This is a genomic window from Streptomyces violascens (assembly GCF_014649955.1).
Classification (GTDB): Bacteria; Actinomycetota; Actinomycetes; order Streptomycetales; family Streptomycetaceae; genus Streptomyces; species Streptomyces violascens.
Genome location: NZ_BMUA01000023.1, coordinates 42,689 through 56,292, shown reverse-complemented (window position 1 = coordinate 56,292; position 13,604 = coordinate 42,689). Strand labels below are relative to the sequence as shown.

At 70.9% G+C, this 13,604-nt stretch carries 12 protein-coding genes; 5 read left to right on the top strand and 7 right to left on the bottom strand.

The window, feature by feature from the left end:
- Positions 1-273 precede the first annotated feature (273 nt).
- Positions 274-1,236, bottom strand: coding sequence for an AraC-like ligand-binding domain-containing protein (locus IE206_RS32090; protein WP_189968364.1), 963 nt, complete (start codon positions 1,234-1,236; stop codon positions 274-276).
- Positions 1,237-1,439: 203 nt separating this feature from the next.
- On the opposite strand from IE206_RS32090, the gene IE206_RS32085 reads away from it, so the two are divergent.
- The gene (locus IE206_RS32085) at positions 1,440-2,603 is read left to right on the top strand and encodes an alpha/beta fold hydrolase (protein ID WP_189968361.1); all 1,164 of its coding nucleotides are present in this window, start codon (positions 1,440-1,442) and stop codon (positions 2,601-2,603) included.
- Positions 2,604-2,926: 323 nt separating this feature from the next.
- Here the strand turns inward: IE206_RS32085 and IE206_RS32080 are convergent, their stop codons facing one another.
- From IE206_RS32080 to IE206_RS32065, 4 genes are all read right to left on the bottom strand, one after another.
- On the bottom strand, positions 2,927-3,748 hold the full coding sequence (locus IE206_RS32080) for a VOC family protein (protein WP_189968360.1): 822 nt from the start codon (positions 3,746-3,748) through the stop codon (positions 2,927-2,929).
- 136 nt (positions 3,749-3,884) lie between these two features.
- Positions 3,885-4,715 carry a sugar phosphate isomerase/epimerase family protein gene (locus IE206_RS32075; protein ID WP_226598926.1) on the bottom strand — a complete coding sequence of 277 codons (831 nt, stop codon included), beginning with the start codon at positions 4,713-4,715 and terminating at the stop codon, positions 3,885-3,887.
- Positions 4,712-5,863 (bottom strand): dihydrodipicolinate synthase family protein, encoded by a 1,152-nt coding sequence (locus tag IE206_RS32070; RefSeq protein WP_189968358.1) that lies wholly within the window; start codon positions 5,861-5,863, stop codon positions 4,712-4,714. Before IE206_RS32070 ends, IE206_RS32075 begins: the two co-directional genes overlap by 4 nt.
- Positions 5,860-7,014 carry a Gfo/Idh/MocA family protein gene (locus tag IE206_RS32065; RefSeq protein ID WP_189968356.1) on the bottom strand — a complete coding sequence of 385 codons (1,155 nt, stop codon included), beginning with the start codon at positions 7,012-7,014 and terminating at the stop codon, positions 5,860-5,862. Before IE206_RS32065 ends, IE206_RS32070 begins: the two co-directional genes overlap by 4 nt.
- Before the next feature lie 158 nt (positions 7,015-7,172).
- Here IE206_RS32065 and IE206_RS32060 point away from each other — a divergent pair, with 158 nt between their 5' ends.
- Both IE206_RS32060 and IE206_RS32055 read left to right on the top strand, forming a co-directional pair.
- Entirely contained in the window at positions 7,173-8,219 is a 1,047-nt protein-coding gene (locus IE206_RS32060) for a LacI family DNA-binding transcriptional regulator (RefSeq protein ID WP_189968354.1), read from the top strand.
- A gap of 574 nt (positions 8,220-8,793) precedes the next feature.
- The gene (locus IE206_RS32055) at positions 8,794-9,027 is read left to right on the top strand and encodes a hypothetical protein (protein WP_189968353.1); all 234 of its coding nucleotides are present in this window, start codon (positions 8,794-8,796) and stop codon (positions 9,025-9,027) included.
- Between the two features lie 64 nt (positions 9,028-9,091).
- On the opposite strand, the gene IE206_RS43260 is transcribed toward IE206_RS32055, so the two are convergent.
- Both IE206_RS43260 and IE206_RS42735 read right to left on the bottom strand, forming a co-directional pair.
- Positions 9,092-9,220: a hypothetical protein gene (locus tag IE206_RS43260; RefSeq protein WP_264198254.1), complete on the bottom strand. Its 129-nt coding sequence runs from the start codon at positions 9,218-9,220 to the stop codon at positions 9,092-9,094.
- Positions 9,221-9,331: 111 nt separating this feature from the next.
- On the bottom strand, positions 9,332-9,595 hold the full coding sequence (locus IE206_RS42735) for a hypothetical protein (protein ID WP_226598925.1): 264 nt from the start codon (positions 9,593-9,595) through the stop codon (positions 9,332-9,334).
- Positions 9,596-9,886: 291 nt separating this feature from the next.
- Between IE206_RS42735 and recD2 the strand changes: the two genes are divergently transcribed.
- Together recD2 and IE206_RS32040 are read left to right on the top strand one after the other, a co-directional pair.
- Positions 9,887-12,109: an SF1B family DNA helicase RecD2 gene (recD2, locus tag IE206_RS32045; protein WP_189968351.1), complete on the top strand. Its 2,223-nt coding sequence runs from the start codon at positions 9,887-9,889 to the stop codon at positions 12,107-12,109.
- A 180-nt stretch (positions 12,110-12,289) separates the two neighbouring features.
- On the top strand, positions 12,290-13,588 hold the full coding sequence (locus IE206_RS32040) for a citrate synthase (RefSeq protein WP_053727334.1): 1,299 nt from the start codon (positions 12,290-12,292) through the stop codon (positions 13,586-13,588).
- Positions 13,589-13,604: the final 16 nt, after the last annotated feature.

Sequence of the window (13,604 nt, the reverse complement as noted above, 5' to 3'; positions counted from 1 at the left end):
GGGGATCTTCCCCCACCCTGCCCCTTCCGGCTGTGACAGTCTGCGGCTCCGCCGCGGGGCCCTCCGGGGGATGCCGCTCTGATGCGGCTCGGCGGCTGTCCCTGGGGCTCCGCCCCAGACCCCGGAAGGCGCCCCACCCCGCCCCTTCCCGAAACCCGCCGGGGGATTGGTTGCCGGGCGCGGCCCCTCGGTCGTCCTGGGGTGGAGCCCCAGGAAACCCGGCTTCACCCCTTTCCAACCCCCGGAGGGTCTGGGGAAGGGGCGGGGTGGGGGTCAGCGTCCTGCCCCACCCCCCGCCGCGCGGAATTCGCGCGGCCCCACCCCGTACACCGCCTTGAAGGCCCGGCTGAAGTGGGCCAAGTTCGGGAACCCCCAGCGCGCCGCGATCGCCCCCACCGTGCGATCCGCCCCGTATGGCCCGGCCAGTTCCCGTCGGCAGCCCTCCAGGCGCCGCGCCCTGATCCAGCCCGTCACCGTCGTCCCCTCCTCGGCGAACAGCTTCTGCAGGTGGCGGAGGGAGACGTGGTGCGCCCGCGCGATCCGTTCCGGGGACAGACCGGGGTCCGCCAGGTTCTGGTCGATGTACGCGCGGGCCCGTAGCAGCGTGGTGCGGCGGGCGGCCCCCTGGTCGTCGCCCGGCGGGCGGACCCGCTCCGCCAGCATCGTGGCGAGCAGGTCGCCGGCGGTCTGGGCGAGCACGGCCGCGCTGTCCGCGTAGTCGCAGGAGTGCCTGGCCAGGCGGGTCAGGAACGGGAAGACCAGTGCGCCCACCCCCTCGCTCGCCGAGAAGCGCGTCGCCGTCACCTCGCCCGTCCGGCCGCTGTCCAGGTGGGCCAGACGGTGCGGAAGCATGAACTCCAGCATCGAGAAGTCCTCCCCGCACACGAGGGTGTAGGGCCGGGAGGTGTCGTAACAGGCCAGGTCCCCGGGGCGCAGCTCCGCCTCGCGGCCGTCCTGCCGAACCACCGCGCTGCCGCCCTGAACCAGGCCCACCAGCAGGTACTCCGCGTCCGAGCGCGCGATCAGCCGGGGCGTACGGTCCACCTGGCTCGGGTCGGCCGTGATCTCGGAGAACCGGACCGCGCCGAGCCGGTCCGCCGTGATCTCCCCACGGAACGGATCGTCGTCGTGCAGTGGCCTGACGTGCACCGGCACGAAGCTGTCGCACACCACGTCCTGCCAGAATGCGCGCCGCTCCGCCGCGGCATGGTCCTGCGTCCGCAGGCGTACGGTCACGGCGCCTCGCCCTTCCCTCGCTCACCCAGGGGAACGTCAGAGCCCTGGTGGCGGATTCCCGTGCGCGTATGGACAACCGGGTGTGCGCGCACGGGCAAACCGGCCCCGCTCCGGACGGGCACGGTGGAGTCCGTCTCCGACGGCCGCTCCCGATTGGACGAGCGGCTCCCGTTCCCGTTCCCGATTCCGACAGGAGAAGGCGCATGCCTTACGCATCCGTCAACGGTCAGCAGCTGTACTTCGAGGACACCGGGGGCGACGGCCCGGTGGTCGTCTTCAGCCACGGCAACCTCATGAACCGCCGGATGTGGGAGCCCCAAGTAAGCGCACTGGCTGGGGAGTTCAGGTGCGTGGTGTGGGACGCGCGGCTGCACGGGCGCACCAAGGACGACGGTGATCTGTACACGTACTGGGACTCCGCCGACGATCTGCTGGGCCTGCTCGACCATCTCGGTGTCGAGCGGGCGGCTCTGGTCGGCCACTCCCAGGGCGGCTTCCTGTCGCTCCGCGCGGCCCTGCGCGCGCCGGAACGGGTCGGGTCCCTCGTCCTGATCGACACCGCGGCCGTGGCCTGGCCCGGGGAGGCGCTGGCTCAGATGGGCGGGGTCGGCGAAGGCTTCCGCGCGGGTGGCCCGGGCGCGGTGGCTCCGGTTCTTCTCGATCTGCTGCTCGGCAGGCCGGACGTCCACGAGGAGTGGCTGCGGGAGTGGCGAGCCCAGCCGCGGGAACGGCTGGCCGATGCGGTGGCCGTGCTGATGGGCGTGGACGACATCTCCGCACGCCTCGGGGAGATCACGCAGCCGGCCCTGATCGTGCACGGGGAGGCCGACCTTCCGGTGCCGTTGCCGCTGGGGCGGATGCTCCGCGATCGCTTGCCCGGCGCCGTGGGCCTGGCGGTCATCCCGGACGCGGGCCACACCCCGAGCTTGACGCACCCCGGAGAGGTGAACGCGTGCGTGGCTGCCTTCCTGCGACATGGCGCCGTGCCGCCACCGCCCGTCGGCGATCCGGCGCTGCTGCCGCGTGCTTTTCAGGACGCTCTGAATGCTCACGATGCCGATGCGGTTCTGGCGTTGTACGGGGAGGGGGCGGTGATGGGTACGGTCGCGGGGGAGGTCATCCGGGGAAGTGCGGCGCTGCGGGCGGAGGTCGAGGGGACGATCGCGGCGGACCCGTGCATCGCGAACACCGTTCGCCATGTGGTGGTGGGGGACGGTACGGCGCTGGTGGTCGCGGACTGGAGCCTGTCCCTGGCGGGGGCGGGCGGGGAGCGGGTCGGTGCGTGCGGGACGGCTGTGAACGTGGCGGCCCGGGCTCAGGACGGAACCTGGCGGTTCGTGATTCTGAACCCGGGGGGTTTGGGGTGAGCGGTTCGGTCGGCGGCGGGCAGGTGAGCCGATTGCGCAGTTCCCCGCGCCCTTGGATGCCATGCGCCGCGCGCATGTGCTGCTCTTTCGGCTGCGGGCCGTCGGTGGCCGGTCGCGCAGTTCCCCGCGCCCCTAGCGGTATCGGTTCTGCCGGCACCGAGCATCTTCAGCCCGTCATGGGGGTTCCCCCTGGCCCTTGAGGCCCTGGGGGAGTTTGAGGACGAGCGCCCTTCAGGCGCGATACGGGGTCTGGGGCGGAGCCCCAGGAGTCGAGCTCAGCCCATCCACCCCCGGCGGGTTTGGGGAAGGGGCGGGGTGGGGGCCTAGGCCGGTGTCATCTCCGGTACGTCCCCCACCCGGGTCCCCATGTCAATGACCGCAAACGCCGCCCCCTGCTGATCCGTAACCGCCGCCATCCGCCCGAACGGGCTGTCCGTCGGTCCGAAGTGGAGCCGGCCACCCAGCTTCTGCGCCGCAGAGACCGCCTCGTCGCAGTCCGGGACCCCGAAGAAGACCTGGATGTGCGCCGGGATCTCCGGCGGGAACTCGGAGCCCATGGCCATCCGCCCCAGCGCCGGATGCCCCGCACCCTCGCCCAGGCTGAAGACCTTGTAGTCCATGGCCGCGCCCTCTCCGGCGTCGCCCATGTCCATCTTCTGGGCCTGGAAGGGGAAGACCTTCGGCAGGAACCCGTCCACCTTCGCCACGTCCCGCGTGAAGACCTCCGCCCAGGCGAACGACCCCGGCTCGCCGGCCTTCTCGAAGCCCTTGTGCTCGCCCGGCTGCCAGACGCCGAAGACCGCGCCGCTCGGCTCCTTCGCGATCAGCATCGTGCCGAACGTACCGACCTGCATCGGCTCCATCATCAGCTCGCCACCGGCCGCCTTGATCTTCTCGCCGGTGGCCGCCGCGTCGGGCGAGGCGAAGTACAGGCACCACTGCGACGGCGCGTCGCCGCCCGGCATCGGCGGGACGACGGCCGCGACCGCCTTGCCGTCGGAGTAGGCCTGCGTGTAATTGCCGAACTCACTGGCCGCCTCGCCGAACGTCCAGCCCAGGACCTCCCCGTAGAAGGTCTTGGCGCCTTCCACGTCGGCGAACATCGCGTCCACCCAGCAAGGGGCGCCTTCCGGGTACTCGGTCATGTCGATCGACTCCTCTGTTCTGTCCTGTGCCGTGTGACTGTCCTGTGCCGTGTGACGGCCGGGCTCTTCGCGACGGCACTCTACGTGCGCGTCCGGTCGCACACGGGCAGCGAATGTGCGACACGTACCGCACGGGCTAAGCCAGCACCTCGGCGAACCGACGGGCCGTTTCCTCCAGCACGGCCACCCCGTCCCCCGCCCACAACTCTCCGTTGAACAGCTCCACCTCGATCGGGCCCGCATACCCCGCTGCCTCGACCAGCGAGTGCCACCGCGCGAAGTCGATCGAGCCGTCGCCCAGCTGGCCACGCCCGTGCAGGACGCCCGCCGGCAACGGCGTGACCCAGTCCGCCAGTTGGAAGGCGTGGATGCGGCCGGCCGCGCCCGCCCGGGCCACCGCCGCGGGCGCCGTGTCGTCCCACCACACGTGGTACGTGTCCACCACGACCCCCACCTGCGAGGAAGGGAAGGGTGAAGCCAGAGTCAGAGCCTGGTCCAGTGTCGACACCACACAGCGGTCCGAGGCGAACATCGGATGCAGCGGCTCGATCGCCAGCCGTACGCCCCGCGACGCGGCGTACGGGGTGAGCGACGACAGCGCCTCGGACACCCGCTCCCTCGCGCCCGCGAGGTCCCTCGAACCGGCCGGAAGCCCGCCCGAGACCAGCACCAACGTGTCCGTGCCCAGGGTCGCCGCCTCGTCGACGGCGGCCCGGTTGTCGGCCATCGCCACCGCCCGTTCGGCCGGGTCGATCGCCGTGAAGAAGCCGCCACGGCACAGCGACGTCACCTCAAGTCCCGCCTCCCGGACCAGCTTTGCCGCGGCATCGAGCCCGTACGCGGCGACCGGCTCGCGCCACAGGCCGACCCCGCCCACCCCGAGCCGTACGCACGCGTCCACCAGGTCCGGCAGGGAGAGCTGCTTCACCGTCATCTGGTTGATGCTGAAGCGGGAAGAGGGGGTCACTGGGGTACTCCGTACACGTTCAGGAGGGACTTCATGCGCGTCTCGGCCAGTCCCGGGTCCGGGAACAGGCCCAGCGCATCGGCCAGTTCGTACGCCCGCGCCAGGTGCGGCAGCGACCGCGCCGACTGCAACCCACCCACCATCGTGAAGTGCGCCTGATGTCCCGCCAGCCACGCCAGGAACACCACCCCCGTTTTGTAGAAGCGGGTCGGGGTCTCGAAGAGGTGCCGGGACAGTTCGACGGTGGGGTCGAGGGCGGCGCGGAAGCTGCCCGTGTCGCCCTTGTCGAGGGCGCGTACCGCTTCCGCAGCCACGGGTCCGAGCGGGTCGAAAATGCCCAACAGGGCGTGACTGAAGCCGAGTTGGTCGCCCGCGATCAGTTCGGGGTAGTTGAAGTCGTCGCCCGTGTAGCACCGTACGCCGTCCGGGAGGCGGCGCCTCAGCTCCACCTCGCGGCGGGCGTCCAGGAGGGAGACCTTGATGCCGTCGACCTTGTCGGGGCGGGCGGCGATGACCTCCAGGAAGGTCTCCGTCGCCGTGTCCAGGTCGGCCGAGCCCCAGTAGCCGTCGAGGGCGGGGTCGAACATGGGCCCCAGCCAGTGCAGGATCACCGGCTCTGAGGCCTGGCGGAGCAGGTCCGTATAGAGGGAGAGGTAGTCCTCGGGGGTGCGGGCCGCCGCTGCGAGCGCCCGCGACGCCATCAGGATCGGCTGCGCCCCGGCCCCCTCGACGACCCCGAGCTGCTCCTCGTACGCCGCCTTCACTTCGGTCAGATTCCCTGAGCCGATCTGGTCCGTGCCCGCCCCGCAGGCGATACGTCCGCCAACTGCCTTTGCCTCGTCGGCACTTCGGCGGATCAGCTCCGCCGCCGTCGGCCAGTCCAGGCCCATCCCGCGCTGGGCCGTGTCCATCGCCTCCGCGGCGCCGAGGCCGTGCGACCACAGGTGGCGGCGGAAGGCGAGCGTGGCGTCCCAGTCGATCGCGGCGGGGGAGCCGGGCGAGGTGTCCGCGTACGGGTCGGCGACGACATGGGCGGCCGAGAAGACCGTACGGGAGGCGGGAGGCGGGCCCGGGGGCAGGGCGAGCGGGGTCGCGCGGGGCTCGTACGCCCGCGTAGTGCCGTCGGTGCGGGGCAGCAGGAGGCTCACAGCGCGATCTCCGGCACGTTGAGGCGGCGGCCCTCGGCGGCGGACCGCAGGCCGAGCTCGGCGAGCTGGACTCCGCGCGCGCCGGCGAGCAGGTCCCAGTGGTACGGCTCGTCGAGCGCGACGTGCCGCAGGAACAGCTCCCACTGCGCCTTGAAGCCGTTGTCGAACGTGTCGTTGTCCGGGACTTCCTGCCACTGCGTGCGGAACGGCTCGGTGGCGGGGAGGTCCGGGTTCCAGACCGGCTTGGGTGTCGAACTGCGGTGCTGGACACGGCAGTTGCGCAGCCCCGCGACCGCCGAGCCCTCGGTGCCGTCGACCTGGAACTCGACGAGTTCGTCGCGGTTGACGCGGACCGCCCAGGAGGAGTTGATCTGCGCGACCGCGCCGCCCTCCAGCTGGAAGATCCCGTACGCGGCGTCGTCGGCGGTCGCCGCGTACGGCCTGCCGTGCTCGTCCCAGCGCTGCGGGATGTGGGTGGCGGTGTGCGCGGTCACGGAGGTGACCCGGCCGAACAGCTCGTGGAGCACGTACTCCCAGTGCGGGAACATGTCCACGACGATGCCGCCGCCGTCCTCGCGGCGGTAGTTCCACGACGGACGCTGGGCGGACTGCCAGTCGCCCTCGAAGACCCAGTAGCCGAACTCGCCTCGCACGGAGAGGACTTGGCCGAAGAATCCGCCGTCGATCAGGCGCTTCAGCTTCAGCAGGCCCGGCAGGAAGAGCTTGTCCTGGACGACGCCGTGCTTGACGCCGGCGCCGCGGGCGCGCCGGGCGAGACGGAGCGCGCCGGCCAGGCCGGTCGCGGTGGGCTTCTCGGTGTAGATGTGCTTCCGGGCCGCGATGGCCTTCCCGATCGCCTCCTCGCGGGCGGAGGTCACCTGGGCGTCGAAGTAGATGTCGACGGTGGGGTCGGCGAGGACGGCGTCCAGATCGGTCGACCACTCGGTGAGGCCGTGCCGGTCGGCCATCTCCTTCAGGGCGTGCTCGCGACGGCCGACCAGGACCGGCTCGGGCCACAGCGTGGTGCCGTCGCCGAGGTCGAGGCCGCCCTGCTCGCGCAGCGCGAGCAGGGAGCGTACGAGGTGCTGGCGGTAGCCCATGCGTCCGGTGACGCCGTTCATGGCGATCCGCACGGTCCTGCGTCCCGTCATGTGATCCCTCCGGAGGGTGGGGGCAGAAGGGGGATAGTAAGCGCTTTCTACAGGGCGGGACGCTAGCCTGCGCACAGCGCCTCGGACAAGAGGCCGAAAGCTTGAGAGCCTCGGGCTCTGACCGGCGCGATCACGGCCCGACCGTTTCGGAGGCAGAGATGACAGCGACCCTGGCGGACGTGGCGGCCCGGGCCCAGGTGTCCCCGGCGACGGTCTCACGGGTCCTGAACGGCAACTATCCGGTGGCGGCGGCCACGCGCGAGCGGGTGCTGCGCGCGGTCGACGAGCTGGACTACGTTCTGAACGGGCCCGCGAGTTCGCTCGCCGCGGCCACCTCGGACCTGGTCGGCATCCTGGTCAACGACATCGCCGATCCGTTCTTCGGCATCATGGCGGGCGCGGCCCAGGCGGCGATCGGCGAGGAGCGCGGCGCCCGCGAGAAGCTCTCCGTCATCTGCAACACCGGGGGCTCGCCGGAACGCGAACTCACCTATCTGACGCTGCTTCAGCGCCAGCGCGCGGCCGCCGTCATCCTCACCGGGGGCGCGCTTGAGGACCCCGAGCACGCGGCGGCGGTCGGCGCGAAGCTCGCGCGGCTCGCGGACGCGGGCACCCGCATCGTGCTGTGCGGCCGGCCGCCGCTGCCCGGCGACAGCGTCACCGCGACCCTCGCCTTCGACAACCGGGGCGGGAGCAGGCGCCTGACGGACCACGTCATCGGCCTCGGCCATCGCAGGATCGGTTACGTCGCCGGTCCCCCCGAGCGCACGACGACCCGGCACCGCCTGGAGGGCCACCGCTCCGCCCTGGCGGCGGCCGGCCTTCGCCAGGACGGACTGGTGGTCCACGGCTCCTACGACCGGCGCTCGGGGTACGACGCGACGCTTGAACTCCTGCGCAGGGAGCCGGAGTTGACGGCGGTGGTGGCCGCGAACGACACGGTGGCGCTGGGGGCGTGTGCGGCTCTGCGTGACCGGGGGCTCTGCGTCCCGGGGGACGTCTCGGTGGCGGGTTTCGTGGACCTCCCCTTCAGCGCGGATGCCGTCCCGGCGCTGACGACGGTCCGGCTGCCGCTGTCGGAGGCGGGCGCGAGGGCGGGCCGCCTCGCCCTCGGCCTGGAACCGGCGCCGCCCGGGGGGATCGCCACGGTGCACGGGGAGTTGATGGTCCGGGGGTCTACGGGGGCGGTGCGGGCGGGGGGTTGAGGGGGTGGGTGCCTTTTTGCGCAGTTCCCCGCGCCCCTGAAACCGGCTTTCGGCCGCGGGTCGTGCGTGGTGCTCGCGCGGTTCCCCGCGCCTCTGAAACCGGCTTTCGGCCGCGGGTCGTGCGTGGTGCTCGCGCAGTTCCCCGCGCCTCTGAAACCGGCTTTCGGCCGCGGGTCGTGCGTGGTGCTCGCGCAGTTCCCCGCGCCCCTGAAAGCCATGCGCTGCGCGCATGAGCCAGCCCTTCGGCTGCGGGCCGTGCTTGGTTGCTCGCGCCGTTCCCCGCGCCCCCAGCAGCGCTGGTCCTGGCCCGCCTCGGGGCATTTCAGCCTGTCCGGCGTTTGAGGACGAGCGCCCTTCAGGCGCGAACGGGGTCTGGGGCGGAGCCCCAGGGAACCCGGCTTCCCTTCCCCAACCCCCGGCGGGTCTCGGGAAGGGGCGGGGTGGGGAACAACGGGGTCTGGGGCGGAGCCCCGGCGCACCCGGCCCGGCCCCGCCAATCGGGCGTACGCCTGGGCATGCGTGGCAACGAGGGGGGAAGTGATCCCGGGAAACGATCGGAGATCGGAGGCAGTCAATGGCAGGATTTCTCGACCGGGCCAAGGAGCAGGCCCAGAGCGCCCTGAACCAGGGCAAGCAGAAGGTGGACGACGTCCAGCAGCAGCGCGCCGGAAACGACCTGCTGAAGAAGCTCGGCGCGGCGTACTACGCCGAGCGCCGCGGCAGCGGCACCCCGGACGCCACCCAGCAGGCCCTCACCGCCCTGGAAGCCCACATCTCCGCTCACGGGGACGGGTTTCTGCGCGGCTGAGCCCCCCACTCCCGTACGGCCCGGTCACGGTGTCTGTACGGGAGTGCGGCGTTCTGGGCCGTGGCTACTTCTTCGCCCCGCCCAGGATCTGGGTCAGGAGTTCACCCAGGCCACCCCCGCCCGCACCGGGAGCCGTCGCCGACTTCGAGGCCGCCCGCTTCGTCAGGACCGCCAGCGCCACCGGCAGCGACACCCCCTGGCCACCGTCGCCGCAGGCAACCCCGTCTTCTTGGCCACCGCGTTCGCGACCGGCCGGGCCGCCTTCGCAGGCACCCCCGCCGCAAGACCGCCGCACCCCCGCCGCTCAGCATCCCGCCGAGCCCGCCGCCCAGCGTGGCCACGCCCTGCAGGGGGCCTCCTCGGGCGGGGCTTGCGGCAGGGCCTCGGCCACCGCCTGGCGGACCTCCTCCGCGGTCGCCGGCGGCAGCCCGCCCGCCAGCGTCGACACCGTCGTACCGACCATGTCCTGCGCGCCCGCCGCATCCGTACCCAGCAGCCCGGCGATCCGCAGGAGCCCGTCGTCCCCCAGCTCGTTCAGCACGTCCTGCTCGAAGGAATCGTCGCTCATGCGGCAAACACCACGTTCACCCCGCTTCGTCATCACTTCGGCGGCCCGGAAAAATTACTGCCCGCAGTTGTGCAACCCTTCCGGGGTGACGGAGGTCTAAGGGGCGTCAGTGCTTCAGGGGAGGGATCCGGGGGGATTTCGGGAAGCGCTGACGGGGAGGGAAAACAAGGGGCCCGGTCGACGGACCGGGCCCCCTTGAATTTTCCCCCACACCAAGCATCCCGGGACCGGACTCCCTTGGTACACAGCCGTGTTGTCCGCATTGTCAGTGCGGGGCGGTAGCGTCGGGGCATGTCGAGTCTCACGGGTACGGCGGTGGTGGAGGGGGTCCTCGAGCGGATCACGTACGCCAATGAGGAGAGCGGCTACACCGTCGCGCGCGTCGACACCGGCCGCGGCGGCAACGACCTCCTCACGGTGGTCGGCTCGCTGCTCGGCGCGCAGCCGGGGGAGTCGCTGCGGATGGAGGGGCGCTGGGGCTCCCATCCCCAGTACGGCAAGCAGTTCACCGTCGAGAACTACACGACCGTGCTGCCCGCCACCATCCAGGGCATCCGCCGCTACCTCGGCTCCGGCCTGATCAAGGGCATCGGCCCGGTCTTCGCCGACCGCATCACCCAGCACTTCGGCGCCGACACCCTCGACATCATCGAGCAGGACCCGGGGCGCCTGATCGAGGTACCGGGCCTCGGACCCAAGCGGACCAAGAAGATCGCCGCCGCCTGGGAGGAGCAGAAGGCCATCAAGGAGGTCATGGTCTTTCTGCAAGGGGTCGGCGTCTCCACTTCCATCGCTGTGCGCATCTACAAGAAGTACGCGGACGCCTCCATCTCCGTCGTCAAGAACCAGCCCTACCGGCTCGCCGCCGACGTCTGGGGGATCGGGTTCCTCACCGCCGACCGGATCGCCCAGGCCGTCGGCATCCCGCACGACAGCCCGGAGCGCGTGAAGGCGGGCCTGCAGTACGCGCTGTCCCAGTCCACCGACCAGGGGCACTGCTTCCTCCCGGAGGAGCGCCTGATCGCCGACTCGGTGAAGCTGCTCCAGGTCGACACCGGGCTCGTCATCGACTGCCTGGCCGAGCTCGTCGCCGAGGAGGGGGCGGTGCGGGAGAAGGTGCCCGCGCCGGACGGGGGCGAGCCCGTCGCCGCCGTCTACCTCGTGCCCTTCCACCGGGCCGAGCTGTCGCTCGCCGCCCAGGTCGGGCGGCTGCTGCGGACCGGCGAGGACCGGATGCCGTCCTTCGCCGCGGTCGACTGGGACAAGGCGCTCGGCTGGCTCGCCGGGCGCACCGGCGCCGAGCTCGCGCCCGAACAGCAGGAGGCCGTCAAACTGGCTCTGACCAGCAAGGTCGCGGTCCTCACCGGCGGCCCGGGCTGCGGCAAGTCCTTCACGGTCCGCTCGGTCGTGGAGCTCGCCCGCGCCAAGAAGGCCAAGGTGGTGCTCGCCGCGCCCACCGGGCGGGCCGCCAAGCGCCTGGCCGAGCTGACGGGCGCCGATGCCTCGACCGTGCACCGCCTGCTCGAACTGAAGCCGGGTGGCGACGCGGCGTACGACAAGGACCGGCCCCTTGACGCGGACCTGGTCGTCGTCGACGAGGCCTCCATGCTCGACCTCCTGCTCGCCAACAAGCTGGTCAAGGCGGTGGCGCCAGGCGCCCATCTGCTGATGGTGGGCGATGTGGACCAGCTGCCCTCGGTCGGCGCCGGGGAGGTGCTGCGCGATCTGCTCGCCGAGGGCGGTCCCGTCCCGAGTGTGCGGCTGACCCGGATCTTCCGGCAGGCACAGGAGTCCGGCGTCGTCACCAACGCCCACCGCATCAACTCCGGTGCGCAGCCCATCACTTCGGGCCTCGACGACTTCTTCCTCTTCGTCGAGGACGAGACGGAGGACGCGGGCCGGCTCACCGTCGACGTCGCGGCCCGGCGCATCCCCGCGAAGTTCGGGCTCGACCCGCGCCGTGACATCCAGGTCCTCGCCCCGATGCACCGCGGCCCGGCCGGCGCCGGCACCCTCAACGGCCTGCTCCAGCAGGCGATCACGCCCGCCCGGCCCGACCTGCCGGAGAAAAGGTTCGGTGGAAGGGTGTTCCGCGTCGGCGACAAGGTCACCCAGATTCGCAACAATTACGAGAAGGGCAAGAACGGCGTCTTCAACGGCACCGTCGGCGTGGTCACCGCGCTCAACCTCGACGACCAGCGCCTGACGGTCCTGACGGACGAGGACGAGGAGGTGCCGTACGACTTCGACGAGCTGGACGAGCTGGCCCACGCCTACGCCGTGACGATCCACCGCTCCCAGGGCAGCGAGTACCCGGCCGTCGTCATCCCGGTCACCACCGGGGCCTGGATGATGCTCCAGCGCAATCTGCTCTACACGGCGGTGACGCGCGCCAAGAAGCTCGTGGTCCTGGTGGGGTCCCGCAAGGCCATCGGCCAGGCGGTACGTACCGTTTCCGCAGGCAGACGCTTTACCGCACTCGCTCACCGGCTGTCAGGGGGCACTTTGGTGTGAAAGATCACCCAGGGCTTTCGTAACTGGGGCGAACGGGGCAGGATGAGCAGGTTGAGCGGCACTGAGTGCCGTGAATAAGCCCAATGGGCGACCCCGAGTGCACTCTGCTGAGCCAAATGGGGGATGGTAGAGACAGTCAGGGCACCTCGAAGAAGAGGCACTACGTCGGTGAGGGATGACGTGAGCGAGAACGCGAACAACGCTGTAGTACTGCGGTTCGGCGATGGCGAGTACACCTACCCGGTGATCGACAGCACCGTCGGCGACAAGGGCTTCGACATCGGGAAGCTCCGAGCCCAGACCGGACTGGTCACCCTCGACAGCGGATACGGCAACACGGCCGCCTATAAATCCGCCATTACCTACCTGGACGGTGAGCAGGGCATCCTGCGTTACCGCGGGTACCCCATCGAGCAGCTGGCGGAGCGCTCGACCTTCGTCGAGGTCGCGTACCTGCTGATCAACGGCGAGCTTCCGACCGTCGACCAGCTCTCCAGCTTCAAGAGCGAGATCACCGGGCACACGCTGCTGCACGAGGACGTGAAGCGGTTCTTCGACGGCTTCCCGCGTGACGCCCACCCGATGGCGATGCTGTCCTCGGTGGTCTCCGCGCTGTCCACCTTCTACCAGGACAGCCACAACCCGTTCGACGAGAAGCAGCGCCACCTCTCCACGATCCGGCTGCTCGCCAAGCTGCCGACGATCGCGGCGTACGCGTACAAGAAGTCGATCGGCCACCCCTTCGTCTACCCGCGCAACGACCTCGGCTACGTCGAGAACTTCCTGCGCATGACGTTCTCGGTGCCGGCCCAGGAGTACGAGCTGGACCCGGTCGTCGTCTCGGCGCTGGACAAGCTGCTGATCCTGCACGCGGACCACGAGCAGAACTGCTCGACCTCCACCGTGCGTCTGGTCGGCTCCTCGCAGGCCAACATGTTCGCGTCGATCTCGGCGGGCATCTCGGCGCTGTGGGGCCCGCTGCACGGCGGCGCCAACCAGTCCGTCCTGGAGATGCTGGAAGGCATCCAGGCCAACGGCGGCGACGTGGACTCCTTCATCCGCAAGGTGAAGAACAAGGAGGACGGCGTCCGCCTGATGGGCTTCGGCCACCGGGTGTACAAGTCCTTCGACCCGCGCGCCAAGATCATCAAGGCTGCCGCGCACGACGTCCTGTCGGCGCTCGGCAAGTCCGACGAGCTGCTCGACATCGCGCTGAAGCTCGAAGAGCACGCGCTGAGCGACGAGTACTTCGTCTCGCGCAACCTGTACCCGAACGTGGACTTCTACACGGGTCTGATCTACCGCGCCATGGGCTTCCCGACCGAGATGTTCACGGTCCTGTTCGCGCTCGGCCGTCTCCCGGGCTGGATCGCCCAGTGGCACGAGATGATCAAGGAGCCCGGCTCCCGCATCGGCCGCCCGCGCCAGATCTACACGGGCGAGGTTCTTCGGGACTTCGTGCCGGTCGAGGCTCGCTGAGCGCCCTGCGCCAGCT

Excerpts from the sequence above, each read along its gene's own strand:
- IE206_RS32060 (WP_189968354.1), top strand. The coding sequence starts at position 7,173 with ATGACAGCGACCCTGGCGGACGTGGCGGCCCGGGCCCAGGTGTCCCCG.
- IE206_RS42735 (WP_226598925.1), bottom strand. The coding sequence starts at position 9,595 with ATGAGCGACGATTCCTTCGAGCAGGACGTGCTGAACGAGCTGGGGGAC.
- IE206_RS32085 (WP_189968361.1), top strand. The coding sequence starts at position 1,440 with ATGCCTTACGCATCCGTCAACGGTCAGCAGCTGTACTTCGAGGACACC.
- recD2 (WP_189968351.1), top strand. The coding sequence starts at position 9,887 with ATGTCGAGTCTCACGGGTACGGCGGTGGTGGAGGGGGTCCTCGAGCGG.
- IE206_RS32055 (WP_189968353.1), top strand. The coding sequence starts at position 8,794 with ATGGCAGGATTTCTCGACCGGGCCAAGGAGCAGGCCCAGAGCGCCCTG.
- IE206_RS32080 (WP_189968360.1), bottom strand. The coding sequence starts at position 3,748 with ATGACCGAGTACCCGGAAGGCGCCCCTTGCTGGGTGGACGCGATGTTC.
- IE206_RS32065 (WP_189968356.1), bottom strand. The coding sequence starts at position 7,014 with ATGACGGGACGCAGGACCGTGCGGATCGCCATGAACGGCGTCACCGGA.